The sequence below is a fragment of the Pseudomonas fluorescens genome (assembly GCF_002022275.1).
GTDB classification, from domain to species: domain Bacteria; phylum Pseudomonadota; class Gammaproteobacteria; order Pseudomonadales; family Pseudomonadaceae; genus Aquipseudomonas; species Aquipseudomonas fluorescens_AJ.
This window is the reverse complement of the sequence record NZ_MSDF01000016.1, coordinates 149,348-176,071: the sequence shown is the minus strand read 5'-3', so window position 1 is coordinate 176,071 and position 26,724 is coordinate 149,348. Positions and strand designations below refer to the sequence as shown.

Genomic DNA, 26,724 nt, shown 5'->3' with positions numbered 1-26,724 from the left:
GGACAGTTTATGAACAATCCGGGTTTGTTCCAAGCCAAGTGGAACCTCGGGCGATGGGCCTTTTGCAATCTACTCGCAATCGGGCTGCTGTTTTTTTGGCTGTGGCCCACGGGCCAGATGCTGTGTGTGGTTTTCGACGAGTGGCTGTTTCATCTGCTCAATGACCCGCTGGCGAGCAACTCTGCCTGGCTGCATGTATGGGCAGTCGCCAGTTTGCGGCCGTTCGATGCGGTGGTTGGGGTGATTTTGCTGGCATTGCTGATTCGCGGCGGCTGGGTGTTTGAGGCGGTGCAGGTGCGCCAAGCGTTTTTCGGGTTCTTCGGCATTTTGTTGTTGCTGCTGTTTATCCGCATGCTGTTTTCCAAACTCACGGTGCTGATGGGCTGGCAGCACAGCAGCCCGTCGATGGTGATCAGTGGGGCGGTTCATATGAGTGAATATTTCCCGGGACTGGAGAAAACCTGGGAGCTGAAAGACCGTTCGAGCCAGAGCTTTCCGGGGGATCATGCCTCGGTGTTGTTGATCTGGGGGATGTTCATGACGGTGTTTGCCAAGCGTGTCAGCCAGGTAGTGGTGATCTGGGGGCTGACGCTGCTATTCATGATGCCGAGATTGGTGGCCGGTGCGCATTGGGGACAGGACGACTACATCGGCGGGGTATTGCTGGCGTTGTTGGCGCTGGGTTGGGGTTATTACACGCCGTTTGCGGCGAAGGTGTCGGATGGGTTGTTGCAGGTGACGGCGCCGGTGTTTGGGTTGCTCGGCAAACTGCCTCTGGTTGGGCGCTTGAGCGTCATGCGCACAGCCCTCTAACCCAGCAGGATCATGTGGGAGCTGGCTTGCCTGCGATAGCATCACCTCGGTATCACCGATACACCGAGCCGCCTGCATCGCGGGCAAGCCCGGCTCCCACATTTAATCTCCTTTGCAGGAGAGATTTGTGCAGTCAGTCATCATTGCCACTGCCGCGAAACTTGAACAGATCGCGGCGCTGCTTTTTGCTCGGTTTGCCGTCGGTGGTCATGCCGGTGGCACCTGCCTTGCGCATTGCCGCTGCGTTTTCGCGCTTGGCAATGCTCGCTTCGGTCTCGGCGTACAACGCCTGTGCCTCAGGCGCACCACGGCGCACGATGGAAAGGGCCTGCACCACGACGGTCTTTTCATCAAACCCTGTACGAATCTGAAACTCATCGCCGACGCGCGGTTCCTTGCCCGGCTTGCAGCGTTCGCCGCGATGGTGCACCTTGCCGCTCTCGATGGCAGCCTTGGCCAGGGCACGGGTTTTATAGAAACGCGCCGCCCACAGCCACTTGTCCAAACGGACCTTTTCTTCCTCTTCCTGCTTCTGAGCCACTTGAATTCCTCGCTCTGAAAAATGTCGCAACTTTACCGTTGAAACCCTTCGACGCATAAACCCCTGAGCTCACCTAAGATACGCCAGGTAGCACCCTGTTTTCGCGAGGATACGCTGTGACCGACTTCCCCACTTCACTCACCTCGCCAGACCAGCGTTGCGTGGGCTGCCAGCAAAGCGAGCCCTTGGGCTTCGATTTTGCTTTCGCCTATCAACCTATCGTAGACCTGCGTGACCAGTCGATTTTTGCCCACGAGGCTTTAGTGCGGGGTACGCACGGCGAAAGCGCGCTGTCGGTGCTGGATCAAGTGAATGAACACAATCGCTACCGTCTCGATCAACGCTGTCGCACCCAGGCAATCGCCGGCGCCGCTGCGCTGGGGATGCAAACCCATCTTTCGATCAATTTCATGCCCAATGCCGTGTACCGCCCGGAACTGTGCATCCGCAGCACTCTGGAAGCGGCCCGCGCGCATAATTTTCCAGTGAATCGGCTGATTTTCGAGACACTGGAAAGTGAGCACGTAGATAACAATCGCCATTTGACGAATATTCTGCGTGAATACCGCGAATTCGGTTTCAAAACCGCGATCGATGACTTCGGCGCGGGCTATTCGGGGCTGAACCTGCTGGCCGATTTCCAACCTGACTTGATCAAACTCGATATGGCGTTGATTCGCGATGTCGATCAGGATCGTGTCCGCCAGGTCATCGTCCAGGGGATTGTCACAATCTGTGAGCAGTTGGGGGTTACTGTCATCGCCGAAGGCATCGAGAGTGCTGGCGAGCGGGACTTCCTGCACGGCTGCGGAATTTTTCTGATGCAGGGCTATTGGTTCGCCAAGCCTTCATTCAAAGCCCTGGCTGAGGTGACACCTCAGGCTTGGGCGAATTAACCGGTTACCTATATTGAAGACATTTGACCATTTGACCGTTGTGGGTCTGCGTGAGTGGGTGGCACTTCCCGACTTGGGAGTGGCGGGCCTGCGCGCGAAGATCGACACCGGGGCCAGCACTTCCAGCCTGCACGCCACCGATATCGAGCCGTTTGAGCGCGACGGTGAAAACTGGGTGCGCTTTACCGCGCACCTGGGCAGCGTGGTGCAACTGCGTCACCGTCGCTGCGAAGCGCCGCTGGTGACGATGAAAACCATCAAGAGCTCCAACGGCCATGCGCAGGTGCGCTACGTGATCAGCACCACCCTGGCGTTGGGTGATCGGGTGTGGCGGGTGGAATTCACCCTCGCCTGCCGCAAGGCCATGCGTTACCGCCTGTTGCTGGGCTCCAAGGCGTTGATTGATGGCCATCTGGTGGTCAATCCCGGCGTCAAGTACGTTCAAGACAAGCCGGTGTTCCCGGTCTCTACTATTTCTGCCCCAGGTGCTGCATGAAGATTGCTGTGCTGTCGCGAAACCCGCGTCTGTATTCCACCCGCCGCCTGGTCGAGGCCGGCACCGAACGTGGCCATGAAATGGTGGTGATCGACACGTTGCGTGCCTACATGAACATTGCCAGCCACAAGCCGCAGATCCACTACCGCGGCAAGCCGTTGGAAGGCTTTGATGCGGTGATCCCGCGTATCGGCGCGTCCGTAACGTTTTATGGCTGCGCCGTGTTGCGCCAGTTTGAAATGATGGGGGTATTCCCCCTGAATGAATCCGTGGCCATTGCACGCTCGCGCGACAAGCTGCGCTCGCTGCAACTGCTATCGCGCCGGGGCATCGGCCTGCCGGTGACCGGTTTTGCCCACTCCCCGGATGACATTCCCGACCTGATCGAAATGGTTAACGGCGCGCCGCTGGTGATCAAGGTGCTGGAAGGCACTCAAGGCATTGGCGTGGTGCTGTGTGAAACCGCGACAGCAGCCGAGTCGGTGATTGAGGCGTTCATGGGCCTCAAGCAAAACATCATGGTGCAGGAGTACATCAAGGAAGCCGGCGGTGCGGATATCCGCTGCTTCGTGGTGGGTGACAAAGTGATTGCGGCGATGAAACGCCAGGCCAAGCCGGGGGAGTTTCGCTCCAACCTGCACCGTGGCGGCAGCGCCAGCTTGATCAAGATCACCCCGGAAGAACGCATGACCGCACTTCGCGCCGCCAAGGTGATGGGGCTGGCGGTAGCGGGTGTGGATATCTTGCGTTCCAACCACGGGCCGCTGGTGATGGAGGTGAATTCATCGCCGGGCCTGGAGGGGATTGAAACCACCACGGGGAAAGACGTGGCGGGGATCATCATTCAGCACCTGGAGAAGAATGGTGGACCGAATATGACCCGGACCAAGGGCAAGGGCTGATACACATCAGCCTTTGGCACAACGCAAACAAAGGTGGGAGCTGGCTTGTGTGGGAGCTGGCTTGCCTGCGATGCAGGCACCTCGGTGTATCAGTGATACTGAGTTGATGCTATCGCAGGCAAGCCAGCTCCCACACAAGCCAGCCCCCACAGTTGAATTTTAGTGTTTGTCAGACCGCGTCTCTGGGCAGCATCAAGCCAAGCGGCAACCGCACCCGTGCTTCCAGACCGCCCTCTTCCCGGTTGCGCAGCTCAACGTTGCCGCCATGCATCGAGGCAATTCGACGCACAATCGCCAGCCCCAGGCCAGTGCCCTTGCCACCCCGGGCGCGGTCGCCACGGGTGAAAGGGTTGAAGATCCCTTCCAATTCTTCCGGGTCGATCCCTGCCCCACGGTCCATCACGCTCAGCACCACATAAGGCGCGGCGCTGTCACCGGACACATAAGCCGCTACCTCCACATCCGAACCCGCGTGATGCAAGGCGTTGCCGATCAGGTTGTTCAGCAGGCGTTTCATCGACACCCGACGCAACGCAAACGGCTGGATCGGTTCCAGCCGCATACGCACCTGCTCGCCATTCTGGTTGTAGGGGGCGACCACTTCACGCACCAGGTCAGTGAGATCGACCTCTTCAACCACTTCGTCGCGGCCATCACGAATAAACGCCAGGAACTGGTCGAGGATCGCATCCATGTCCTCGATGTCGCGCACCATGTCATCCGTCAGGTCGCTATGGTTGCCCATCAGTTCCAGGGACAGCCGCAAACGCGTCAACGGCGTGCGCAAATCATGGGAGACCCCCGCCAGCATCAGCTCGCGTTCGCGGCCAGCCTGTTCGACGTCCTCCGCCATCTGGTTGAACGCGCCATACACCTCGGTCATCTCGCTGGGTGTATCGCTGACGGGCAAGCGCACACTGCGGCCCTGCCCCAGTTGGCGGGCGGCAAACACCAGGCGTTTCAGCGGTTGGTTGAGTTGGCGGACGAAAATCCACGCAGATGCGGTGGAAAGCAAACCAATAGCCAGGAACCAGCCCAGCACGTTCCAGATCTTCTGCCCCCGCAGCGGATGCGGGTACAGCGGCACTTTCAACCAATCCTGGCCCAGGCTCGGCGCACGCACCCACAGCGCCGGTGACACATGCATGCGCAGCCTCACTTCGGTGTCTTCACCCAGTTCGGCTTGCATCTGGCGCTGGTAGATCTCGCTGTAGGGCCAATGTTGCTCGCCCTCCGGCACACCGGCGCCCGCCACACGAACCAGGGTAGCGGCCTTGGCGATCTTCTCGCGGTTCTCGGGGTCCGCCGCCCAATAGGCGCGCAGCGTGAGGGCGACACCGTGGCTGTATTGTCGATCCACCAGCACGTCTTCGTTCATCAACAGATAAACCAGTGTCAGTGCCTTTGAGAACAGAACGACGATCAGCACCAGCCAAAGGGTGCGAGAGAAAAAACTTTGCGGGAACCACAACGGGGTTTTCATAGGAGACAGCTGGACACCTGGCAGAAACGAGCGGCGCTCGCAGAATTGCAGACGCCGGGCATCCCGTTGACCCTCATGGAGTCAAACGCCAGGATGCCCGCCCCTGCAAATCATCGGTCACTTGGTAGCGGTGCCGTCCGGCACAAACACATAACCCACGCCCCATACCGTCTGGATGTATCGCGGCTTGGACGGGTCCGGCTCGATCATCCGGCGCAGCCGGGAAATCTGCACGTCGATGGAGCGCTCCAGAGCATCCCATTCACGGCCACGGGCCAGGTTCATCAGCTTGTCGCGGGTCAACGGTTGACGAGCGTTCATCACCAAAGCCTTGAGCACCGCGAACTCGCCGGTGGTCAGCATGTGCACTTCTTCGCCACGCTTGAGCTCGCGGGTCGCCAGCGACAGTTCGTAGTCGCCAAACGTGACGCTTTCGTCTTCGCTGCCCGGCGCACCAGGAACCGCTGGGGCCTGGCGGCGCAATACGGCCTTGACCCGCGCCATCAGCTCGTCAGGGTTGAAGGGCTTGGCCAGGTAGTCATCAGCGCCCAGTTCGAGGCCCTTGATTCGGCTCAGCTCATCGCCCTTGGCGGTAAGCATGATGATTGGAATCTGGTTGTTCGCGCCGCGCAGGCGTTTGCAGGCCGTCAGGCCGTCCTCGCCGGGCAACATCAGGTCGAGTACGACCAGGTTGAACACTTCGCGCCCCAACAGGCGGTCCATCTGCTCGGTGTTTGGCACCGCGCGGGCACGGTAGCCCTTGGAGTTGAAGAAACGCTCCAGCAGGCTGCTCAGCCCCGGATCGTCGTCAACGATGAGAATTTTTTCGCCTTCAGCAGTTTGTGCAGTGCTGCTCATTAGATGCTCCTCTTATCTCGGCGCGCATTATGGCGTAGCTGCCGTTATACGCACCGTGTGCATTGTTAGCAGATTTTTCCTCCAGTGCCAGTCAACCCGCGCCCTACAACCATCGGCGAGGTCCCCCGAAGGGCAGAACGCTGGTTATAATGCGGCGCCTTTGCGAAGGGCGACATCAGATATTTCCCGTTCGCCGCAGGGCTTTTTTTCACCCGTTCCCTGTGACTTTTTCGATTTCGAGGGTCAATAGGCTGCCTCTTGACCCAGGCAGCGGCGCCAGTCGGGCCGCTCAACCAGCCTCGCAAGGCCTTGTTTTCCGGGCCTGCGAGCTGCTTTCAGAATTTCAGGTGGTTTTATGGACAGCATCAACAGCCGCATCGCCGAGGAACTCGGTGTACGCCCGCAACAGGTCGAAGCGGCCGTCGCTCTACTGGATGAAGGCTCCACGGTGCCCTTCATCGCCCGTTACCGTAAAGAAGTGACCGGCAGCCTCGACGACATCCAATTGCGTCACCTGGAAGAACGCCTGCGCTACCTGCGAGAACTCGACGAACGGCGCATCAGCATCCTCGCCAGCATCGAGGAACAAGGCAAGCTGACCCCGCAACTGGAACGCGACATCAAGCTCGCCGACACCAAGACCCGCCTCGAAGACCTGTACCTGCCGTACAAACAGAAGCGTCGCACCAAGGGCCAGATCGCCCTGGAAGCCGGCCTTGGCGAGCTGGCCGACGGCCTGTTCAACGACCCGTCGCTGACCCCGGACACCGAAGCCGCACGCTTCATCGATGCTGAAAAAGGCGTCGCCGACGTCAAGGCTGCCCTCGAAGGCGCCAAGTACATCCTCATGGAGCGCTTCGCCGAAAACGCCAGCCTCCTGGAAAAACTGCGGACTTACCTCAAGCAGGAAGCCACCCTCAGCGCCCGCGTCATCGCCGGCAAAGAGGAAGAAGGCGCCAAGTTCCGCGACTATTTCGAACACGACGAACCGCTCAAAAGCATGCCGTCCCACCGTGCGCTCGCCATTTTCCGTGGCCGCAACGAAGGCATTCTCAGCTCCGCACTGAAGGTCGGCGACGAGTTGCCGGGCACCATGCACCCGTGTGAAGGCATGATCGGCCAACAATTCGGCATCCAGAATCAGAACCGTCCTGCGGACAAGTGGCTCGGTGAAGTGGTGCGCTGGACCTGGAAGGTCAAGCTCTACACCCACCTTGAAACCGACCTGCTCGGCGAGCTGCGTGACGGCGCCGAAACCGAGGCGATCAACGTATTTGCCCACAACCTGCACGACCTGCTGCTGTCGGCGCCAGCCGGCCCGCGCGCCACCCTGGGCCTCGACCCGGGCCTGCGCACCGGCTGCAAGGTTGCCGTGGTTGACGCCACCGGCAAGCTGCTGGACCACGCCACCGTGTACCCGCACGTGCCGCACAACAAGTGGGACCAGACCCTCGCCATCCTGGCCGCCCTGTGCGCCAAGCACGCCGTGGACCTGATCGCCATCGGCAACGGCACTGCCAGCCGCGAAACCGACAAGCTGGCCGCCGAGCTGATCAAAAAATACCCAGCCATGAAAATGACCAAGGTCATGGTCTCCGAGGCGGGCGCTTCGGTGTACTCGGCGTCGGAACTGGCGTCCAAGGAATTCCCGGACCTCGACGTGTCGATCCGTGGCGCCGTCTCCATCGCGCGCCGCTTGCAGGATCCGCTGGCCGAACTGGTGAAGATCGATCCTAAATCCATTGGTGTCGGCCAGTACCAGCACGATGTGTCGCAGCTGAAACTGGCGCGCGGCCTGGATGCGGTGGTGGAAGACTGCGTAAACGCCGTGGGCGTGGACGTGAACACCGCTTCCGTGGCGCTGCTGGCCCGCATCTCCGGCCTCAACACCACCCTGGCGCAGAACATCGTCACCCACCGTGACGAGAACGGCGCATTCAAAACCCGCGCAGCACTGAAAAAAGTCGCACGCCTGGGCGAAAAAACCTTCGAACAGGCCGCCGGTTTCCTACGCGTCATGAACGGCGATAACCCGCTGGATTCGTCCGCTGTCCACCCGGAAGCCTACCCGCTGGTGCAGCGAATTGCCGCCGAGACCGATCGCGACATCCGCTCGCTGATCGGCGACGCCGCGTTCCTCAAGCGCCTGGACCCGAAGAAGTACACCGACGAGACCTTCGGTGTACCGACCATCACCGACATCCTGCAAGAGCTGGAAAAACCGGGCCGCGACCCGCGTCCCGAGTTCAAGACCGCCGAGTTCCAGGAAGGCGTCGAAGAGCTCAAGGACTTGCAACTGGGCATGATTCTCGAAGGCGTGGTGACCAACGTGACCAACTTCGGCGCCTTTGTGGACATCGGCGTGCATCAGGACGGTTTGGTGCATATCTCTGCGCTTTCGGAGAAATTCATCAAAGACCCGCGCGAAGCGGTGAAAGCCGGTGACGTGGTTAAGGTCAAGGTCATGGAAATCGACATTCCACGTAAACGCGTGGGTCTGTCGATGCGCATGAGCGATACCCCCGGCGAGAAAATCGACGGCGCCCGTGGCGCACGTCCAGGCTCGGCACCGCGCCAATCGCAGGGCCGTTCGGACGCGCCGCGCAAGGAAACCACCGCTGCCGCGCCGAGCAACAATGCCATGGCCTCGCTGTTCGCCAACGCCAAACAGTTGAAGAAACGCTGATGGAAATCCCGGCCGGTTTGACCCAGAGCGCGTTCAGCGAGCTGATCGGCTGCCGCCTGCAACGCCTTGAAGAAGGCGTTGCCGAGGTGGCCCTGACCCTGGAGCCGCACCTGCGCAACCGCGCGGGCAAGCTTCATGGCGGGGCGATTTTCAGCCTGGTGGACATTACGATGGGGCTCGCCTGTTCCAGCTCCCATGGTTTCGACCACCAGAGCGCGACCATCGAGTGCAAAATCAACTACATCCGCGCCGTGGAAAACGGCGATGTGTTGTGCACCAGCCGGGTGATTCACGCCGGCAGACGCACGCTGGTGGTCGAAGCCGATGTGTACCAGGACGAAAAACTGGTCGCAAAAGCGCAAGGCACCTTCGCTGTCCTATAGCTCCCCGCCCTCGATTTGAGTTAATTTCGGCGCTGACACAACAGCGTCGGAATTTTCTCGCCGCGCTATAGCCATATTCAAGGAGTGAAGTCGGCTTTTTCAGAGCGAGTCAAATCGACTCAAAACCAGGCGATCACGCCAGTTTTAACTTCACCCTTGTAGACCGTCCTGCCCACCCCCATATTGGGGCGACTGACGCGTGAAGGAATCCAACTTGAGCGAACTTCTCAACCGCCGCCTGGCCCTGCTCGGCAAGCGCGAACACCTCTCCCTGCTAGAGCAGTGCTTGCACGGCATCGAGCGTGAATGCCTGCGCGTTACCGGTGAAGGTCGCCTGGCGCAAACGCCGCACCCTGAAGCCCTGGGCGCTGCGCTGACCAATGAATTGATCACCACCGACTACTCGGAATCGCTGCTGGAGTTCATCACTCCGGCCCTGCCCAACCCGGCCGACACCCTGAGCAGCCTGGACAAGATCCACCGTTTTGCCTACACCAAGCTCGGCAGCGAATACCTGTGGAGCCCCTCGATGCCGTGCCCGTTGCCGGCCGAGGAAGACATTCCGATTGCCTACTACGGCACGTCCAATATCGGGCAGCTCAAGTACGTGTATCGCAAGGGCCTGGCCCTGCGTTACGGCAAGACCATGCAGTGCATCGCCGGCATTCACTACAACTTCTCGTTGCCGGAAGAACTGTGGCCGCTGCTTAAAGAGACCGAAGGGTTCGTCGGCACTGACCGTGACTACCAGTCCACCGCCTATATCGCGCTGATCCGCAACTTTCGCCGCTACAGCTGGTTGCTGATGTACCTGTTCGGTGCATCGCCGGCCCTGGATGCAGGCTTCCTGCGCGGTCGTTCGCACCAGCTTGAAGTGCTGGACGCCGACACCCTGTACCTGCCTTACGCCACCAGCCTGCGCATGAGCGACCTGGGTTACCAAAGCAACGCCCAGGCCGGTCTTACTCCGTGCTACAACGATCTGGACAGCTACACCGATAGCCTGCGCGAAGCGGTGGCAACGCCCTACGCACCGTACGTCGAAGTCGGTACCCACAAGGACGGTGAGTGGGTTCAGCTCAACACCAACATCCTGCAGATCGAAAACGAGTACTACTCCAACATTCGCCCCAAGCGCGTGACCTACACCGGTGAACGGCCGATCCAGGCGCTGATGGCCCGTGGCATTCAGTACATCGAAGTACGTTGCCTGGACATCAACCCGTTCCTGCCGATGGGCATTGATTTGCCCGAGTCGCGCTTCCTTGATGCCTTCCTGCTGTACTGCGCGCTGAACGACAGCCCGCTGTTTGCCGCCAACGAATGCGGCAACGCCACCTCCAACTTCCTCAGCGTAGTCAAGGAAGGACGCCGCCCAGGCCTGCAGTTGCAGCGTCAGGGCCAGGCGGTGGACATGAAGGAATGGGCCACCGAGTTGCTGGAGCAGATCGCGCCGTTGGCCGCTTTGCTTGATGAAAGCCATGGCATCAACGAGCACAGCCAGGCGCTGGACGCCCAGCTGGCGAAGATCAAGGATTCGTCCCTGACCCCATCAGCACAAGTGTTGGCGGCGATGGCCGAGCGCAAAGAGAGTTTTGCGCAGTTCTCGCTGCATCAAAGTGAAGTGCACGCCGAGTACTTCCGTCGTGAGCCGTTGGCGGCCGAGGAGCAGGCGCGCTTTGAAGAACTGGCGCGCAAATCGCTGGCGCAACAGGCCGAGCTGGAGCAGAACGAAGTGGGTGATTTTGATGTGTTTGTCGGTTCTTACCAGGCGAGCATTCTGGCGATCAGTAACTAAAGCCTGACGCCCACTATGGGGCTTGGCTTGTGTGGGAGCTGGCTTGCCTGCGATGCAAGCAACTCGGTGTATCTGTGATACTCCGGTGATGCTATCGCAGGCAAGCCAGCTCCCACATTTGCTCTCCTCAGCCTGAAGATCAGCTTTCACTTTTCTCCTCATAAGCTAATGCGAAAATGTTATTTATTTTCGTATTCTTAGATCATTTAGTCTCCTCACACGCCGACCCTCGGCCGCCTGATTGAGGAGCTTCCCCTTTGAAACTGCTTACCCCTCTGCGCCTCTTGGCCGCATTGTCCCTTGTCGGTGCCAGCTTGTTTGCCCAGGCGGCGGATGTGACCATCGCTTACCAAACCACCGTGGACCCGGCCAAAGTCGCCCAGGCCGACGGTGCCTATGAAAAAGCCACCCACGCCAAGATCGACTGGCGCAAATTCGACAATGGCGCCGACATCATCGCCGCCATCGCGTCCGGTGACGTGCAAATCGGCTACCTCGGTTCGAGCCCGTTGACCGCCGCGATCACCCGCAAAGTTCCGGTAGAAACCTTCCTCGTCGCCACCCAGATCGGCGGTGCAGAAGCGCTAGTCGTGCGCAACGGTTCGGGGATCAACAGCCCGCAGGACCTGATCGGCAAGAAAATCGCCGTGCCTTTCGTCTCCACCGGCCACTACAGCCTGCTGGCGGCGCTGAAGCACTGGAACATCGACCCCTCGAAAGTGACCATCCTCAACCTCGCACCACCGGCCATTATCGCCGCCTGGAAGCGCGGTGATATCGACGGGACCTACGTGTGGGACCCGGCGCTGGGCGTAGCCAAGGAGAACGGCAAGGTGCTGATCACCTCCGGCGAACTCGCCAAATTTGGCGCACCGACCTTCGATGCGTGGATCGTGCGTAAGGATTTTGCCGAGAAGCACCCGGAAATTGTCAGCGCTTTCGCCAAAGTAACGCTGGATGCCTACGCCGCCTACCGCAAAGACCCACAAGCGTGGATCGCCGATAAAACCAATATCGACAAGCTGGTGAAGCTCTCCGGCGCCAAAGCCAGTGACATCCCATTGCTGCTGCAAGGCAACGTTTACCCACTGGCCGCTGACCAAGTGACCCTGCTGGGCGCACCGACCACCAAGGCTGTCACCGACACCGCCGCGTTCCTCAAGGAACAAGGCAAGGTTGACGCCGTGCTGCCGGACTACGCCCCGTTTGTCAGCGCCAAGTTCATCACTAACTGATCGGGAGTTCATTGCGATGGCCTTGCTACAGCTGGAGCGCATCAGCGCACAGTACCCAGGCGCCACAGCACCGGTACTGTCTGACATTTCACTGGACCTTGGGCCCCAGCAGTTGCTGGTAGCCCTCGGCCCGTCCGGCAGTGGCAAGACTTCGCTGTTGAACCTGATTGCCGGTTTTGTCGAACCTTCTGCCGGGCGCATTACCCTCGATGGCGTGCCGGTCAAAGGCCCCAGCGCCGAGCGTGGCGTGGTGTTCCAGGACGACGCCCTGCTGCCCTGGCAGGACGTGCTGGCCAACGTCGGTTTCGGCCTGGAATTGGCCGGCGTGCCCAAGGCGCAACGTGAAGTGCGCGCCCGGGAAATGCTCGCCTTGGTGGACCTCGCCGGTTTCGACAGCCGCCACATCTGGCAGCTCTCGGGTGGCCAGAAACAGCGTGTGGGCCTGGCCCGCGCTTTGGCGGCCGACCCGCGTGTGTTGCTGATGGACGAACCTTTCGGCGCCCTTGATGCCTTCACCCGCGAACAGATGCAGGAGCTGCTGCTGCAAGTGTGGCGGCGCACGGCCAAACCGGTGTTCCTGATTACCCACGACATCGAAGAAGCAGTGTTCCTCGCCACTGATTTGATCCTGTTGGCGCCCAACCCGGGCCAGATCGTCGAACGCCTGAGCCTGGATTTCGGCCAACGCTACGCCGCCGGTGAATCGGCACGGGCGATCAAGTCCGACCCGCGCTTTATCGAAACCCGCGAACACGTGCTGGGCAAAGTGTTCTCGCAACGGCAGGTGTCCGCATGAGCAGCTACGAACTTCCCGCCACGGCCGCCAAGCCGGTGACGCACGCGGTGATTCCGGTGCGCCGCAGTATCAGTACGCGCTGGATCAGCGTGCTCACGTTGCTGACCTTGCTGGCTATCTGGTGGGCCGTGACGGCCACCGGTTTGATCGAGCCGTTGTTCCTGCCACCGCCGTCTGCCGTGCTGCAAAAAGGCTGGCTGCTGGCGACCACGGGCTACATGGATTCCACCCTTTGGCAGCACCTTGGCGCGAGCCTGAGCCGGATTGGCCTGGGCCTGGGCTTTGCCGTGCTGACGGCCGTGCCGGTCGGGATTGCCATCGGCTCCAACCGCATCGCGCGCGGCATTCTCGACCCGCTGATCGAGTTCTACCGACCCATTCCACCGCTGGCCTATCTGCCGCTGATCGTGATCTGGTGCGGCATCGGCGAACTGTCCAAGGTGTTGCTGATTTACCTGGCGATTTTTGCGCCGATCGCCATCGCTACCGCGACCGGCGTGCGCACCGTCGACCCGGCCAAATTGCGCGCGGCGCAGTCGCTGGGTGCGACCCGTGCGCAGCTGATTCGCCATGTGATCCTGCCGAGCGCCCTGCCCGACATCCTCACGGGTGTGCGCATCGGTTTGGGTGTGGGCTGGTCCACGCTGGTGGCCGCCGAGTTGATCGCAGCCACCAGCGGCCTGGGCTTTATGGTGCAGTCGGCGGCGCAATTTCTGGTCACCGACGTGGTGGTACTGGGGATTCTGGTGATCGCCCTGATCGCCTTCGCCATGGAAATGGGCCTGCGCGCCCTGCAGCGTAAACTGGTGCCGTGGCATGGCCAGGCACATTGAGTGAGAACAGCATGAGCAGCTTGACCGTTACGCCAATTAGCACCGCTTTGGGCGCCCTGATCAGTGGCGTCGATATCACCCAACCGTTGAACACTGAGGAGCGCGACGCCATTGAACAGGCGTTGCTCAAACACTCGGTGCTGTTCTTTCGCGACCAGCCGATCAACCCGCAGCAACAAGCGCGGTTCGCGGCGAATTTCGGTGACCTGCACATTCACCCGATCTACCCCAATGTGCCGGAACAGCCGGAGGTGCTGATCCTCGACACCGCCGTGACCGACGTACGTGACAACGCCGTGTGGCACACCGACGTGACCTTCCTGCCCACTCCGGCCCTCGGCGCGGTGCTCAGCGCCAAGCTGTTGCCGGCGTTTGGCGGCGATACCTTGTGGGCCAGCGGGATTGCGGCGTATGAGGCGCTGTCCGAGCCTTTGAAGGTGTTGCTCGACGGCCTGACGGCTACACATGACTTCACCAAGTCCTTTCCACTGGAACGCTTTGGCAACACGGCTGAAGACCTGGCGCGCTGGGAAGAAACCCGCAAGAAGAACCCTCCGCTGTCGCACCCGGTGGTGCGTACGCATCCGGTGAGCGGGCGTAAATCGCTGTTTGTCAGTGATGGGTTTACCACCAAAATCAACGAGCTGGAACCGGCCGAAAGCGAGGCGATTCTCAAGCTGCTGTTCGCCCACGCGACCCGGCCGGAATTCACCATTCGCTGGCGCTGGCAGGAAAACGACGTGACGTTCTGGGACAACCGCGTGACCCAGCATTACGCGGTGGATGATTACCGGCCGCAGCGCCGGGTGATGCACCGGGCGACGATTCTGGGTGACGTCCCGGTCTAGCGCCTGGCGCAGATCAACTGTGGGAGCTGGCTTGTGTGGGAGCTGGCTTGCCTGCGATAGCATCACCGCGGTGTAACTGACACACCGAGCTGCCTGCATCGCGGGCAAGCCCGACTCCCACCTTGACCGAGTACTACCCCAGTGAATTTGCCACACTGAAAATCAAAATGTGGGAGGGGGCAAGCCCCCGATAACGGTGGTTCAGTCACAGCTTCAGTGACTGAAAAACTGCCATCGGGGGCAAGCCCCCTCCCACATTTTTGAACCGGTAGTGTCAGCTTATTCAGCGGTAGAAGGCTTTTCCCACAGGTTAATCCCGCCTTCCTGCGCAAACCGATCAATCTCCGCCAACTCTTCCGCGCTGAAGCTCAGGTTCTTCAGTGCACCGACGTTTTCAATGATCTGCTCCGGTCGGCTCGCACCGATCAGTGCGCTGGTCACCCGCGGATCACGCAGGGTCCAGGCCAGCGCCAATTGCGCCAGGCTTTGACCACGGCGCTGGGCAATATCATTCAGCGCGCGCACGTGGGCAATGTTGGCTTCGGACAGGTGTTTGGCCTGCAAAGAACCACCACCCGGACGGTTCACCCGCGCATCCGCCGGTACGCCGTTGAGGTATTTGTCGGTCAGCAAACCCTGGGCCAGCGGCGTGAACGCGATCACCCCGGCACCGAGTTCTTCGGTGGTGTCCAGCAGGTCTTTTTCCACCCAGCGGTTGAGCAGGTTGTAGGCCGGTTGGTGGATCAGCAGCGGCACCTTCCACTCTTGCAGCAAGGCCGCCATCTCACGGGTTTTCACCCCCGAATACGACGAAATACCGATGTACAACGCCTTGCCTTGTTGCACGGCGGTGGCGAGGGCGCTGGCGGTTTCTTCCAGTGGGGTGTCGGCGTCAAAACGGTGGGAGTAGAAAATATCCACGTAGTCGACACCCAGGCGTTGCAGGCTCTGGTCCAGGCTCGCCAGGATGTATTTACGCGAACCGCCGCCCTGGCCGTACGGGCCGGGCCACATGTCCCAACCGGCTTTGCTGGAGATGATCAGCTCGTCGCGGTACTGCTTGAAGTCTTCGCGCAGCAAACGGCCGAAGTTGATCTCGGCGCTGCCGTAGGGCGGGCCGTAGTTGTTGGCTAGGTCAAAATGGTTAATCCCCAGATCGAACGCGGTGCGCAGCAGGGCGCGCTGGGTGTCGATGGGGGTGCTGTCGCCAAAGTTGTGCCACAGGCCCAGGGACAGTGCAGGCAGCACCAGTCCACTGCGGCCTACGCGGCGATACGGAATAGATTCATAGCGGTTTTCGGCAGCAATGTAAGTCATCGAATCCTCTCTTGGACGTAGGCAAACAAGGCTCGGGAATAAGCTTATTCCCAAGCCTTTTAACCAGCTGAATCGCTTAAGTCTGCCGTTCCGTTCTACAGCAATTGCCTACCAGAGTGGAACGACATAACTCACATAGAAGCGGTTTTCATCCTGTACGGTGGCACCGGTAATGTCGGGGCTCGCGTGGGCATTTTTCCAGGTCACGCCCAGGCCTTTGAGGGTGCCGGTCGGTACCTGATAAGCCACGGCAATGTTGCGTTCCCACTCGCTGGTGGTGCCTTGCACGGTGCGGATGTCATCACCGTGAGCGTAGGCCGCCGAGAACGACAGGCCCGTGAGGCCCAGCTTACCGAAGTCATACTTGTACTGCGCAAGCCAAGTGCGCTCACCGGCGTGTTGAAATTTATTCAACTGCATGTTGGTCAGCGCCGGGGTGTCGGCGCCCGAGCCCGGCCCCTGGCGGTTGTCGCCGCTGTTCAGGCCGGAATCGAGATACGGAAAGTCGCTGTCGCCGCTGTTTTTCTGAATGCCCAGACCAACGGTGTGGCCGTCCAGGCTGTAGCTTTCAAGCAAGCTGGCGGTGGTTTGGTTGATGCGGCCTTTGGAGGTGCCGTCACCGTAGAGGCCGGCACCGGCAAAGTCCTTGTCGCCATCGGCGTTTTCGCCCACACCCAGGCTGCGGAATACGCGGATATCAGTGTCGATTGCACCCACCGACAAGGCGTCATGCCGCTTGGCGCCGAGGAAGAACTGTTGGTAGTAATCTTCAAGGTTGGAATACCACAGGCTGACGGTGGTGTTCTGAATGCCGGTGTAATCCGCGCCGCCAAACAGGAAGCGGTCGCTCTCTTTGGTGCCCCCGGCCGTGATCATGCCCTGGTCACCGGTTTCGTTGCGGATCTTGGTCTTGAAGATATCGCCGCCGGTGAAGGTGAAATCAGTCAGGTCTTTGGACACCAACTGCACGCCGGTATTGGTCTGTTGGTACAGGCGACCGTCAGTGTTGGCGAGGACCGGGTTGTTGCCAAACAGCGTACCGACGCGCAGTTCATCCTGAGCGAAATGCATCTTGAACGTCGGGCTCAGCACGCCGAACTGGTCGGCGGATTTGCCGTTGTCCAGCGGGAACATGCTGCCGGGGTAGCGGCCCTGATGATCCTTGTCATTGAGGTCGCCGCCGGAGTCGAGTTTCAGGCCATAAAACGCCTGCAGATCCAGACCAAAACCCACTGGCCCTTCGGTGTAACCGGACTTGAAATTGAACTCGAAACCCTGGCCCCAATCACGCACGCTGTGGGCCTTGGCGGTGCTGTTCACCACGTCACGCCCCTGCTGGTTGAGGTAGCGGTTGAGCAGGGTCACATCGGCGTGGCTGTCGTCAATAAAATCGGCGTGGGCGGACAGCATAAAGCTCGCCATGGCGGCACCCACCATAGGGCTTATTAACGTCTTCATTGTTACCAATCTCCGTCACTGTTCTGAAATGAAAGCGTCAAACGCTTCACACAATTACGCAGTGGCCAGATGACAGTTCGGAGTCAAAACGGTTAGTTCACGAATGAAATTAAATTTATGCAACCCTTTAAGGACGCGGGTTAGCGGGCATTTTCGAAGATTTCGGCGAGCCAGTCGACGAACACGCGCACCCTCGGCGACATGTGTCGGTTATGCGGATACAACACCGAAACCGGCATCAGCGGCGGCGGTGTTTCGCTGAGGATTTCACGCATCACACCCTGCTCGATCAACTCGGCCATGCGGTAATGCGGGCACTGGATAATGCCCAGTCCGGCCACCGCGCTGGCGGAATAAATTTCCGCGCCGAACACCGAAAGTGCGCTCTCGATCGCCACCTCTTCAAGCTCGCCATTGACCATGAATTCGAACGGAAACAGCTTGGCCGTGGTGCGTGAAACGTAGTTCACCGCGCGGTGTTCACTCAGGTCCGCCAGGCTTTTTGGTTCACCGTATTTACGCAGGTAGGCGGGGCTGGCGCAGGTCACTTGGCGCAGGGTCGCCACGCGCCTGCCGATCAGCGCCGAGTCGCCCAAGGTGCCCGCGCGCAACACGCAATCCACGCCTTCGGCGATCAGGTCGACAAAGCGGTCGGCCTCGCTGATCGACAGTTCGATCTCGGGGTAACGCGCCATGAATTGCGGCAGCGCCGGAATCACAAAATACTTGGCCAGGGTGCCATGCAAATCCACGCGCAAACGGCCCTTGGGCGCGACGCTACGGAAGGCCAGCTCGGCCTCTTCCAGTTCGGCCAGCAATTGCACGCAACGCTGGTAATACGCCTCGCCGTCGAGGGTCGGGCGCACGCGCCGGGTGCTGCGCTCCAGCAAGCGCGTGCCCAGCCAGGCTTCGAATTGATTCAGCGTGTGGGTCAGGGTGGCACGTGGCAGGTTCAAATCCTCAGCCGCCAGCGTGAAGCTTGAGCGCTCGTAAATGCGCACAAACACTTTCATCGCTTTGACTTGATCCACGCGGCACTCCTTCGTGTTTATTGTTGGCGATTTTTGAACAGTCAAGGCAACTCTGGCGCATTTATCGCCCAGGGTAAACATGTGACTCTGCGCTCACACCCACTTCAAGGCATTCACACCATGACGACTCAAGTAGCAATCATCACCGGCGCTTCCCGTGGTATCGGCGCCGTTGTCGCCAAACAATTGGCCGCCGACGGTTACGCCGTGGCCATCAACTACGCCAGCAGCGCCACCGAAGCCTCGAAGCTGGTAGTGGAACTGCGCCAGGCAGGGCACAAAGCCATAGCGATTCAAGGCGACGTATCCAAACCCGCCGACATCAAGCGCCTGTTCGACGAAACCGAAGCGCAGCTGGGCAAGGTCGATGTGCTGATCAACAACGCCGGTATCCTCAAGGCGCTGCCCCTGGCCCAGCACAGCGACGAGCTCTACAACCAGAATTTCGACATCCACACCCGTGGCACCTTCAACGCCTTGCGCGAAGCCGCCACGCGCCTGAATGACGGCGGGCGCATCGTCAATTTTTCCAGCAGCACCGTTGGCCTTAACTTCCCCGGTTACGCGGTGTACATCGCCAGCAAGGCGGCGGTGGAATCCCTGACCCAGGTGTTCGCCAAGGAAATGCGTGGTCGCGGTATTACCGTGAATGCCGTCGCACCCGGCCCGGTGGCCACCGAGTTGTTCCTGCACGGCAAAAGCGAAGAGCAGATCCAGGGCCTGGCCAAGATGGCACCGCTGGAACGCCTCGGCCAGCCGGAAGATATTGCCCGCGTGGTGTCGTTTCTGGTGAGCCCGGCCGGTGCCTGGGTGAATGGGCAAATCCTGCGTGCCAATGGCGGGCTGGTTTGAATTCACCTGAGGAGAACAGCATGAAATCGATCATCCTGATTACCGGCGCCTCCAGTGGTTTTGGCGCCCTCACCGCCCGCGCGCTGGCCGACGCCGGCCACACCGTCTATGCGAGCATGCGCGAAACCCTGGGGCGCAACGCGCCACAGGTGGCCGAAGTACAGCGCTATGCCGACGAGCACAGTGTGGATTTGCGCAGCGTCGAACTGGACGTGGCGTCCAGCGATTCGGTGGAAGCTGGTGTCGCCAAAATCGTCGCCGACTGCGGGCGTCTGGATGTGATTATCCACAACGCCGGGCATATGTCGTTCGGCCCCGCCGAAGCCTTCACGCCGGAGCAATTTGCACAGCTGTATGACATCAACGTGCTGAGCACCCAGCGGGTCAACCGCGCGGCGCTGCCGTACTTGCGCAAGCAGGGCAAAGGCCTGGTGGTGTGGGTGTCTTCCAGCAGTGCTCGGGGCGGCACCCCACCGTTTCTGGCGCCGTACTTAGCAGCGAAGGCGGCATTGGATTCCCTGGCCGTGTCCTACGCCAGCGAGCTGACGCGCTGGGGCATCGAAACCTCGATCATCGTGCCGGGGGCGTTTACCAAGGGCACCAATCATTTTGCGCACTCGGGTAAACCGGCGGATCAGGCGCGTGTTGATCAATACAACGATGGCCCTTACGCGGGTGTTGCGGAGGCTGCGCTCAAAGGTCTGGCAGCGCTGGAACCTGCGGATGCGGATGTGGGCGAGGTGGCCAAGGCGATTGTCGAGATTGTCGGTTTACCGTTGGGCACACGCCCGTTTCGTCGGCATATCGACCCGTCCGAGGATGGTTGTGAAGTGGTCAACGGCGTGGCGGATCGGGTGCGGGCGGAGTTGTTTTGGAAGGTCGGTTTGCAGGACTTGCTCACGCCGACTATCACTTTCAAATCCGAATGAGGTCCCTTTGTGGGAGCGGGCTTGCCCGCGATGGCGGCGGGTCAGCCAGCAAACCTCTGACTGACAGACCAGTATCGCGGGCAAGCCCGCTCCCACAGGAGAACGTCGCAATGCACACCGTCATCGTCATTATCTGCGGTTTGATTCTGCTCGCCCTGATGCTGTTCATCGGGCAAAAACTCGGCGTCGGCCGCAATGTCTTGGCCTACAGCTTTGTCGGGATCTGGCTCGCGGCGGCAGTCATCAACGGCGCCGTCGGCGTGGTCACTGCCGGCCAGCCCCTGGTGTCGGAGCTGGTGATCGGCAGTGCGGTGTTCGGCGCGCCGTTGGTGGCACTGGCCCTGTACCTCAGGGCCTGAGCCTTAGCGCACCAGATGCAGGAACTGCAGGTGCCGCTCGTACTGGTCGAGGATATCGTTGATGATTTGCTCTTTGGTGTAGCCGACCAGATCGTAGTCCTGACTGCCCTCGCTCAAGTGCACTTCAGCGCGGTAATAGCGCCGGTTATTGAGCTCCTTGGAGCCCATGCCGCCACGCGCGAAGGACGGCGTGAAGTAGCCGCGCATCTGCACTTGGTAGACGAACGGATGCTCCTCGCCATGGCCAATTTCCAGGCTGACGCTGTCGTTGGCCGGGTCGGGCTGGGTAACCACGTTGAGGCCCTTCTCGACAAACACGGCGGTCACTTCTTCGATCGCCGGGCGCACCGTGGATTCGAGGAAGCGGTACACCTCATCGCGCGACGGGAAATGCACCGCCTGGCTCAAACGCTGTCGCCAGCCACCCCGGCCTTTGCGCGCCGCCGAAATCGGCGCCAGCGAATGCAATTGGGCGATCTGTTTTTGCGACTCAAGGTGAAAGGCTTTGTGCAGGCCCCACATCATCAACAGCAGGATCATCGAGAACGGTAGCGAGGTCAGCACCACCGCTGATTTCAGCGAATCGATACTGCCGGCAAACAGCAACGCACTGGTGACCAGCGCGGTCATCGCGCCCCAGAACACGCGCAGCCATTTCGGGCCGTCTTCGTCGGCGTTGCCGCCTTTGGACGACAAGGTCGAGAGCACGACGGTGCCGGAGTCGGCCGAGGTGACGAAGAACACGAAACTGATAAACACCGTGACCGCGATCACGGTTTTGCTCCACGGGTAGGTTTCCAGCAGCAGGTACAGGCTCATCGACGGGTCGTAGATGGCCGACTGGCCGAGCGCCGTCAAACCATGGTTGAGCACCTGGTCGATGGCGCTGTTGCCGAAGATCGACATCCACGCCAGGGTGAAGCCCAGCGGTATCAGCAGCACGCCGAACACGAATTCGCGGATGGTCCGGCCACGGGAAATACGCGCGATAAACAGGCCCACAAATGGCGACCATGCAATCCACCAAGCCCAGTAGAACACCGTCCAGCCGCCCAGCCAGTCGCTGGGTTTGTCGTAGGCGTACACATCGAAACTCTTGGTCGGCAACGCACCGAGGTAGTCGCCGATGTTCTGGATCAGGGTGTTGAGCAAATGCTGGGTGGGACCTGCAAACAACACGAACAGCAGCAGCGCACAGGCCAGCAGCATGTTGATGTCAGACATGACGCGCACGCCTTTGTCGACCCCTGCCACGGCGACCAGAATCGCGGCGCCCATCATCAAGGTGATCAGGCCGACCTGGATCCACTGGGTGTGGGCCACGCCGAACAGGTAGTCCAACCCGGAGTTGAGGTGCAGCACGCCAAAGCCCATGTCGGCGCCAAGGCCGAACACCGTAGCGATGATGCCGAAGCCATCCACCGCGTAACCGATGGGGCCGTTGATGCGTTTGCCAATCAGCGGGTACAGCGCCGAACGCAACGCCAGCGGCAAGTTATGCCGGTAGGCGAAGTACGCCAGCGCCATGCCCACAAACGCAAACACGCCCCAGCCGTGCAGGCCCCAGTGCAGAAACAGGATCTGCATGGCCTGGCGCGCGGCATCGGCGTTCATCGGCGCGCCTTGCGGCGGTTGCACCAAGTGCGTCAGCGGCTCGGAGACGCAGAAGAAAAACAGCGTGATGCTGATCCCGGCGGCGAACAGCATGCCAGCCCAGGACAGGTAACTGAATTCGGGCTCGTCGTGGTCGGCACCGAGTTTTATCTTGCCGTAGCCCGATAGCGCGGTGACCACCACGAAGACCAGATACAGGGTCATCGCCAGCATGTAGTACCAGCCGACCGTGTTGGCCGCCCAGTTTTGCGCGGCCAAAAGCCAGGCACCGGCCTGCTCCGGGATAGCGATAACCGTGATGCCAAACAGCAGGATGAAGGTGGCGGCGAAGTAGAACACCGGCGCATTCATGCGCACTTGGCCGCTGGCGGGGGTGGACGATGCACTCATGAACGATGCACCCCTGGGGTGTGGGATGTGGCTGTAAATAACGGACTCAGCAAAGGTAAGCCTCCTGTTGTGAGCGGGCAGCGAACCACCGGGTTTAACTTGAACGAGCATTCAAGTTAAACATGGATAGGCGGTTTTGGACTAATCGCAGGGCTGAGTGGTAGACAATTCCTACACTAGCTCAAGGAAAGGTATGACGGGCGGGGATGGCAAATCGTTCAGCGATTGCTGGGCGAAAAACGGCTCAAATTTGAAATGCTTTCAAAATGTGGGAGCTGGCTTGCCTGCGATAGCGGTGGGTCAGCAACACAGCCGTTGGCTGATATACCGCCATCGCAGGCAAGCCAGCTGCCACATGGACAGGGGCGTGGCTTATTTTTGCGCACCATCCTCATGCTGCAAATTCGCCTGGGTAATATTCGCCCCCGCCGGCACGCTACGGGTCAGCCACACGTTGCCGCCGATGGTCGAACCCTGGCCGATAGTAATGCGCCCGAGGATCGTCGCCCCGGCGTAGATCACCACATCGTTTTCGACAATCGGGTGGCGCGGATGGCCTTTCTGCAACTGCCCATCCTCATCCGCCGGGAAGCGTTTGGCGCCCAGCGTCACCGCCTGATAGATGCGCACACGTTCGCCAATGATCGCAGTCTCGCCAATCACCACACCGGTCCCGTGGTCGATAAAGAAGCTCGGACCGATCTGCGCGCCCGGGTGGATATCAATACCGGTGGCCGAGTGGGCAATCTCCGCGCTGATCCGCGCCAGCAACGGCAAACCGGCGCGGTACAGGTGATGGGCCAGGCGGTGGTGAATCACCGCCAGAATCCCCGGGTAGCACAGCAGCACTTCGTCGACGCTGCGTGCTGCCGGGTCGCCGTGGTAAGCGGCCAGCACGTCGGTGTCGAGCAAACTCCGCAGGGACGGCAAGGCCAGGGCGAAATCCTGGATCAGCCGAATCGCCAGCGCATCGACCTCACTGTCACCCTTGCCGCCCTGGCGTGCGGCGTAGCGCAGTTCCAGGCGAGCCTGGCCGAGCAAGGCATTCAAGGCAACATCAAGGGTGTGCCCGACGTAAAAATCTTCACTTTCTTCACGCAGGTCCACCGGACCCAGGCGCATCGGAAACAGCGCACCGCACAGCGATTCAAGAATCTGCGCCACGGCTTCGCGGGACGGTAACTCACGGCCGCCATGCTCGCCGCTCAGGCGACCATTGCGCGTTCGCCACTGGTCCCGGGCGCTGCGCAGCTGGCTGACGATGGTCTGCAATTGCCAATGACTGGAACGCTCACTCACGGTTTTCACTCCTGACGTAATGGCCGTCACTTTACGGTATGCACCCTGAACGTCCTTAAGAACCAATGGTGTGATACCAAGAACTTTCCGACATAAGCGATTGCCGGTTGCCCGATGAAAAGTGCCTGCCTATAGTCCCCCCATTCCTTAGCCACTGTGCGTCGTCATGATCAAAAGACAGCTCGACCGTTTTAACCGCCTGGAACTGCTGGGCGGCGCCACCGCCCTGGAAAAACTCGAGCGGCTGTCGGCCTGGCTGGGCCGTGACATCTACGTCAAGCGCGACGACACCACGCCACTGGCCATGGGCGGCAACAAGCTGCGCAAACTCGAATACCTTGCAGCCGATGCGATCGCGCAGGGCGCCGATACGCTGGTAACCGCCGGTGCCATTCAGTCCAACCATGTGCGCCAGACGGCGGCGCTGGCCGCCAAGCTCGGCCTGGGCTGCGTCGCACTGCTGGAAAACCCTACCGGCACTGAAGACCCGAATTACCTCGGCAACGGCAACCGCCTGTTACTGGAGCTGTTCGACGCCAAGGTGGAATTGGTCGAGAACCTGGACAACGTTGACGATCAGCTCAATGCAATTGCCGACCGCCTGCGCAGCAACGGCAAAAAGCCCTACCTGGTGCCCATCGGCGGCTCGAACGCGCTGGGCGCCCTGGGGTATGTGCGCGCCGGGCTGGAACTGGCCGCGCAGATTGAAGACAGCGGCATCGAGTTCGCCGCCGTTGTATTGGCATCGGGTAGCGCAGGCACCCACAGCGGTCTGGCGCTGGCCTTGAGTGAAGTGCTGCCGAACCTGCCGGTGATTGGCGTGACCGTGTCGCGCACCGACGAAGCCCAGCGCCCGAAAGTGCAGGGTTTGGCCGAACGCACGGCCGAGTTGCTGGGTGTGGACATCCACGAGGCCTTCAAGGTGATCCTGTGGGACGAATATTTTGGCCCACGCTACGGCGAGCCGAATGCGGGCACACTGGCGGCAGTCAAGCTGCTGGCGAGCCAGGAAGGGCTGCTGCTGGACCCGGTCTACACTGGCAAGGCCATGGCCGGTTTGCTGGACGGCATTGGGCGCCAGCGGTTTGAAGAGGGGCCGATTATTTTCCTGCACACCGGCGGTGCGCCGGCGTTGTTTGCCTACGACTCTGTTCTAACGGACTGAACACGGACTAAAAAATGTGGGAGCTGGCTTGCCTGCGATAGCGGTGGGTCAGCTAAACATCTGTTGGCTGATACACCGCTATCGCAGGCAAGCCAGCTCCCACATGGAACACGCCACATATTCTAAAATAGAATATCAAATTGAATTTATATTATTTTCAAGTCTTAAAAACTCGCTTTATAGTCACGCCGTAGGCGAAGACGCGCTTCGCGCTTTAAGGCAGGATACGACTACTGCGTCACCTGCTTCGCTCAACATAAAAAAACACAGGGGCTGTTCATGACTATTTCTGTATTCCGTCGCACGTTGTTGGTTGGCACTCTGGGCTTGGCGCTCGGCGCCAGCCTGATGGGCCAGGCAATCGCCGGCGAGCAGTTGGACAACATCAAGAAAGCCGGCGAGATCAAAATCGGTCTGGAAGGCACCTATCCACCGTTCAGCTTCGTCGATGAAAGCGGCAAGCTCAGCGGTTTCGAAGTGGAGCTGTCCGAAGCGCTGGCCAAAGAGCTGGGCGTCAAGGTCAAGCTGCAAGCCACCCCGTGGGACGGCATCCTCGCGGCCCTGGAGTCCAAGCGTCTGGACGCTGTGGTCAACCAGGTGACCATCTCTGAAGAGCGCAAGAAAAAGTACGACTTCTCCAAGCCTTACACCGTCTCCGGTATTCAAGCGCTGGTACTGACCAAGAACGTCGGCACCATCAAGACCGCAGACGACCTGGCCGGCAAGAAAGTCGGTGTGGGCCTGGGCACCAACTACGAGCAATGGCTGAAAGACAATCAACCCAAAGCCATCATCAAGACCTACAACGATGACCCAACCAAATTCCAGGACCTGCGCATTGGCCGTATCGACGCCATCCTGATCGACCGCCTGGCCGCTCTGGAATACGCCAAGAAAGCCAAGGACACCTCAGTGGCTGGCGACGCCTTCTCCCGTCAGGAAGCCGGTATCGCCCTGCGCAAGGGTGAGCCTGAACTGCTCGACGCGGTGAACAAGGCCCTCGACAAACTGCGCGCTGATGGCACCTTGAAGAAGCTGTCCGAGAAATACTTCAACGCTGACGTCACTCAATAATGGAAGCAGGTTTCCAACTCGCGCTGGACTCCGCGCCCTTTCTGCTCAAGGGCGCGTACTACACGGTGATTCTTAGCCTCGGCGGGATGTTTTTCGGCTTGCTGCTGGGCTTCGGCCTGGCCTTGATGCGCCTCTCGCGCTTCAAACTGGCAAGCTGGACCGCCCGGGTCTACGTGTCGTTTTTTCGCGGCACGCCCTTGCTGGTGCAGCTGTTCTTGATCTACTACGGCTTACCGCAAGTGGGCATCGAGCTGGATCCGATTCCGGCAGCCCTGATCGGCTTTTCGCTGAACATGGCCGCCTATGCCTGTGAAATCCTGCGTGCCGCGATCAGCTCCATCGAGCGCGGCCAATGGGAAGCAGCAGCCAGTATCGGCATGACCCGCGCGCAGACCCTGCGCCGGGCCATCCTGCCGCAGGCCATGCGCACGGCGTTGCCGCCGTTGGGCAACAGCTTTATTTCGCTGGTAAAAGACACGGCGCTGGCCGCCACCATCCAGGTGCCCGAGCTGTTCCGTCAGGCCCAATTGGTGTCAGCACGAACCTTCGAAATCTTCACCATGTATCTCTCCGCCGCCCTGATCTACTGGATTTTGGCGAGCATCCTGGCGCATTTCCAAAATCGCCTGGAAGACCGGGTCAACCGGCATGACCTGGAGTCTTGAAGC

The 26,724-nt window shown here is 60.3% G+C and carries 25 protein-coding genes; 17 read left to right on the top strand and 8 right to left on the bottom strand.

From position 1 onward, the window contains the following. Positions 1-9 precede the first annotated feature (9 nt). Positions 10-813, top strand: coding sequence for a phosphatase PAP2 family protein (locus BFW87_RS12860; protein WP_078740181.1), 804 nt, complete (start codon positions 10-12; stop codon positions 811-813). 133 nt (positions 814-946) lie between these two features. Here the strand turns inward: BFW87_RS12860 and BFW87_RS12855 are convergent, their stop codons facing one another. After that, positions 947-1,354 (bottom strand): RNA-binding S4 domain-containing protein, encoded by a 408-nt coding sequence (locus BFW87_RS12855; protein WP_078740180.1) that lies wholly within the window; start codon positions 1,352-1,354, stop codon positions 947-949. Between the two features lie 116 nt (positions 1,355-1,470). On the opposite strand from BFW87_RS12855, the gene rimA reads away from it, so the two are divergent. The 3 genes from rimA to rimK are packed head-to-tail and all read left to right on the top strand — an operon-like array spanning position 1,471 to position 3,648. Then, positions 1,471-2,250, top strand: a complete 780-nt coding sequence (gene rimA / locus BFW87_RS12850) for a S6 modification regulatory phosphodiesterase RimA (protein ID WP_078740179.1) — start codon at positions 1,471-1,473, stop codon at positions 2,248-2,250. A 13-nt stretch (positions 2,251-2,263) separates the two neighbouring features. Further along, positions 2,264-2,746, top strand: coding sequence for a retropepsin-like aspartic endopeptidase RimB (gene rimB, locus BFW87_RS12845; RefSeq protein ID WP_078740178.1), 483 nt, complete (start codon positions 2,264-2,266; stop codon positions 2,744-2,746). After that, entirely contained in the window at positions 2,743-3,648 is a 906-nt protein-coding gene (gene rimK / locus BFW87_RS12840) for a 30S ribosomal protein S6--L-glutamate ligase (protein WP_003171022.1), read from the top strand. Before rimB ends, rimK begins: the two co-directional genes overlap by 4 nt. Positions 3,649-3,817: 169 nt before the next feature. Here the strand turns inward: rimK and BFW87_RS12835 are convergent, their stop codons facing one another. Both BFW87_RS12835 and ompR read right to left on the bottom strand, forming a co-directional pair. Further along, positions 3,818-5,131 carry an ATP-binding protein gene (locus tag BFW87_RS12835; protein ID WP_078740177.1) on the bottom strand — a complete coding sequence of 438 codons (1,314 nt, stop codon included), beginning with the start codon at positions 5,129-5,131 and terminating at the stop codon, positions 3,818-3,820. A 117-nt stretch (positions 5,132-5,248) separates the two neighbouring features. Continuing rightward, complete coding sequence (gene ompR, locus BFW87_RS12830; RefSeq protein WP_003187669.1) at positions 5,249-5,989, bottom strand: osmolarity response regulator transcription factor OmpR; 741 nt, start codon at positions 5,987-5,989, stop codon at positions 5,249-5,251. A 355-nt stretch (positions 5,990-6,344) separates the two neighbouring features. Between ompR and BFW87_RS12825 the strand changes: the two genes are divergently transcribed. The 7 genes from BFW87_RS12825 (at position 6,345) to tauD (ending at position 14,568) form a co-directional block, all read left to right on the top strand. After that, on the top strand, positions 6,345-8,675 hold the full coding sequence (locus BFW87_RS12825; protein WP_078740176.1) for a Tex family protein: 2,331 nt from the start codon (positions 6,345-6,347) through the stop codon (positions 8,673-8,675). Then, positions 8,675-9,058, top strand: coding sequence for a PaaI family thioesterase (locus tag BFW87_RS12820; RefSeq protein WP_078740175.1), 384 nt, complete (start codon positions 8,675-8,677; stop codon positions 9,056-9,058). The genes BFW87_RS12825 and BFW87_RS12820 overlap by 1 nt, the downstream gene beginning before the upstream one ends. 214 nt (positions 9,059-9,272) lie before the next feature. Then, complete coding sequence (gene gshA / locus BFW87_RS12815) at positions 9,273-10,856, top strand: glutamate--cysteine ligase (protein WP_078740174.1); 1,584 nt, start codon at positions 9,273-9,275, stop codon at positions 10,854-10,856. Positions 10,857-11,113: 257 nt separating this feature from the next. Next, positions 11,114-12,091: a taurine ABC transporter substrate-binding protein gene (gene tauA / locus BFW87_RS12810; protein ID WP_078740173.1), complete on the top strand. Its 978-nt coding sequence runs from the start codon at positions 11,114-11,116 to the stop codon at positions 12,089-12,091. Positions 12,092-12,107: 16 nt separating this feature from the next. Next, on the top strand, positions 12,108-12,887 hold the full coding sequence (tauB, locus tag BFW87_RS12805; protein ID WP_078740172.1) for a taurine ABC transporter ATP-binding subunit: 780 nt from the start codon (positions 12,108-12,110) through the stop codon (positions 12,885-12,887). Then, positions 12,884-13,720: a taurine ABC transporter permease TauC gene (gene tauC, locus BFW87_RS12800; protein WP_078740171.1), complete on the top strand. Its 837-nt coding sequence runs from the start codon at positions 12,884-12,886 to the stop codon at positions 13,718-13,720. The genes tauB and tauC overlap by 4 nt, the downstream gene beginning before the upstream one ends. Before the next feature lie 11 nt (positions 13,721-13,731). Next, a complete protein-coding gene (gene tauD / locus BFW87_RS12795; RefSeq protein WP_078740170.1) occupies positions 13,732-14,568 on the top strand; it encodes a taurine dioxygenase in 837 nt (278 codons plus the stop codon). A 279-nt stretch (positions 14,569-14,847) separates the two neighbouring features. Here tauD and mgrA read toward each other — a convergent pair whose 3' ends face one another. The 3 genes from mgrA to BFW87_RS12780 all read right to left on the bottom strand — a co-directional run bounded on the left by mgrA (position 14,848) and on the right by BFW87_RS12780 (position 18,374). Continuing rightward, positions 14,848-15,885: an L-glyceraldehyde 3-phosphate reductase gene (gene mgrA, locus BFW87_RS12790; RefSeq protein ID WP_078740169.1), complete on the bottom strand. Its 1,038-nt coding sequence runs from the start codon at positions 15,883-15,885 to the stop codon at positions 14,848-14,850. Between the two features lie 108 nt (positions 15,886-15,993). Then, positions 15,994-17,322 carry an OprD family outer membrane porin gene (locus BFW87_RS12785; protein WP_078740168.1) on the bottom strand — a complete coding sequence of 443 codons (1,329 nt, stop codon included), beginning with the start codon at positions 17,320-17,322 and terminating at the stop codon, positions 15,994-15,996. 161 nt (positions 17,323-17,483) lie between these two features. After that, positions 17,484-18,374 (bottom strand): LysR family transcriptional regulator, encoded by an 891-nt coding sequence (locus BFW87_RS12780; protein WP_078740167.1) that lies wholly within the window; start codon positions 18,372-18,374, stop codon positions 17,484-17,486. 120 nt (positions 18,375-18,494) lie between these two features. Between BFW87_RS12780 and BFW87_RS12775 the strand changes: the two genes are divergently transcribed. From BFW87_RS12775 to BFW87_RS12765, 3 genes are all read left to right on the top strand, one after another. Beyond that, a complete protein-coding gene (locus tag BFW87_RS12775) occupies positions 18,495-19,226 on the top strand; it encodes an SDR family oxidoreductase (protein ID WP_078740166.1) in 732 nt (243 codons plus the stop codon). 20 nt (positions 19,227-19,246) lie between these two features. After that, positions 19,247-20,155, top strand: coding sequence for an SDR family oxidoreductase (locus BFW87_RS12770; RefSeq protein WP_078740165.1), 909 nt, complete (start codon positions 19,247-19,249; stop codon positions 20,153-20,155). Between the two features lie 110 nt (positions 20,156-20,265). Continuing rightward, complete coding sequence (locus BFW87_RS12765; RefSeq protein WP_078740164.1) at positions 20,266-20,514, top strand: hypothetical protein; 249 nt, start codon at positions 20,266-20,268, stop codon at positions 20,512-20,514. 3 nt (positions 20,515-20,517) lie between these two features. Here BFW87_RS12765 and betT read toward each other — a convergent pair whose 3' ends face one another. Both betT and epsC read right to left on the bottom strand, forming a co-directional pair. Beyond that, positions 20,518-22,479 (bottom strand): choline transporter BetT, encoded by a 1,962-nt coding sequence (gene betT / locus BFW87_RS12760; protein WP_176159750.1) that lies wholly within the window; start codon positions 22,477-22,479, stop codon positions 20,518-20,520. A 411-nt stretch (positions 22,480-22,890) separates the two neighbouring features. Next, positions 22,891-23,817, bottom strand: coding sequence for a serine O-acetyltransferase EpsC (gene epsC, locus BFW87_RS12755; protein WP_078740162.1), 927 nt, complete (start codon positions 23,815-23,817; stop codon positions 22,891-22,893). A gap of 166 nt (positions 23,818-23,983) precedes the next feature. Here epsC and BFW87_RS12750 point away from each other — a divergent pair, with 166 nt between their 5' ends. The 3 genes from BFW87_RS12750 to tcyL all read left to right on the top strand — a co-directional run bounded on the left by BFW87_RS12750 (position 23,984) and on the right by tcyL (position 26,721). Continuing rightward, on the top strand, positions 23,984-24,982 hold the full coding sequence (locus tag BFW87_RS12750) for a D-cysteine desulfhydrase (protein WP_078740161.1): 999 nt from the start codon (positions 23,984-23,986) through the stop codon (positions 24,980-24,982). Positions 24,983-25,261: 279 nt separating this feature from the next. Further along, entirely contained in the window at positions 25,262-26,056 is a 795-nt protein-coding gene (tcyJ, locus tag BFW87_RS12745; RefSeq protein ID WP_078740160.1) for a cystine ABC transporter substrate-binding protein, read from the top strand. Beyond that, positions 26,056-26,721, top strand: coding sequence for a cystine ABC transporter permease (tcyL, locus tag BFW87_RS12740; protein ID WP_016972173.1), 666 nt, complete (start codon positions 26,056-26,058; stop codon positions 26,719-26,721). Before tcyJ ends, tcyL begins: the two co-directional genes overlap by 1 nt. The last annotated feature ends 3 nt before the right edge of the window (positions 26,722-26,724 follow it).

Excerpts from the sequence above, each read along its gene's own strand:
- BFW87_RS12860 (WP_078740181.1), top strand. The coding sequence starts at position 10 with ATGAACAATCCGGGTTTGTTCCAAGCCAAGTGGAACCTCGGGCGATGG.
- rimK (WP_003171022.1), top strand. The coding sequence starts at position 2,743 with ATGAAGATTGCTGTGCTGTCGCGAAACCCGCGTCTGTATTCCACCCGC.
- BFW87_RS12835 (WP_078740177.1), bottom strand. The coding sequence starts at position 5,131 with ATGAAAACCCCGTTGTGGTTCCCGCAAAGTTTTTTCTCTCGCACCCTT.
- ompR (WP_003187669.1), bottom strand. The coding sequence starts at position 5,989 with ATGAGCAGCACTGCACAAACTGCTGAAGGCGAAAAAATTCTCATCGTT.
- BFW87_RS12825 (WP_078740176.1), top strand. The coding sequence starts at position 6,345 with ATGGACAGCATCAACAGCCGCATCGCCGAGGAACTCGGTGTACGCCCG.
- BFW87_RS12820 (WP_078740175.1), top strand. The coding sequence starts at position 8,675 with ATGGAAATCCCGGCCGGTTTGACCCAGAGCGCGTTCAGCGAGCTGATC.
- tauB (WP_078740172.1), top strand. The coding sequence starts at position 12,108 with ATGGCCTTGCTACAGCTGGAGCGCATCAGCGCACAGTACCCAGGCGCC.
- tauC (WP_078740171.1), top strand. The coding sequence starts at position 12,884 with ATGAGCAGCTACGAACTTCCCGCCACGGCCGCCAAGCCGGTGACGCAC.
- tauD (WP_078740170.1), top strand. The coding sequence starts at position 13,732 with ATGAGCAGCTTGACCGTTACGCCAATTAGCACCGCTTTGGGCGCCCTG.
- mgrA (WP_078740169.1), bottom strand. The coding sequence starts at position 15,885 with ATGACTTACATTGCTGCCGAAAACCGCTATGAATCTATTCCGTATCGC.
- BFW87_RS12785 (WP_078740168.1), bottom strand. The coding sequence starts at position 17,322 with ATGGTGGGTGCCGCCATGGCGAGCTTTATGCTGTCCGCCCACGCCGAT.
- BFW87_RS12775 (WP_078740166.1), top strand. The coding sequence starts at position 18,495 with ATGACGACTCAAGTAGCAATCATCACCGGCGCTTCCCGTGGTATCGGC.
- BFW87_RS12770 (WP_078740165.1), top strand. The coding sequence starts at position 19,247 with ATGAAATCGATCATCCTGATTACCGGCGCCTCCAGTGGTTTTGGCGCC.
- BFW87_RS12765 (WP_078740164.1), top strand. The coding sequence starts at position 20,266 with ATGCACACCGTCATCGTCATTATCTGCGGTTTGATTCTGCTCGCCCTG.
- betT (WP_176159750.1), bottom strand. The coding sequence starts at position 22,479 with ATGAATGCGCCGGTGTTCTACTTCGCCGCCACCTTCATCCTGCTGTTT.
- BFW87_RS12750 (WP_078740161.1), top strand. The coding sequence starts at position 23,984 with ATGATCAAAAGACAGCTCGACCGTTTTAACCGCCTGGAACTGCTGGGC.
- tcyJ (WP_078740160.1), top strand. The coding sequence starts at position 25,262 with ATGACTATTTCTGTATTCCGTCGCACGTTGTTGGTTGGCACTCTGGGC.
- tcyL (WP_016972173.1), top strand. The coding sequence starts at position 26,056 with ATGGAAGCAGGTTTCCAACTCGCGCTGGACTCCGCGCCCTTTCTGCTC.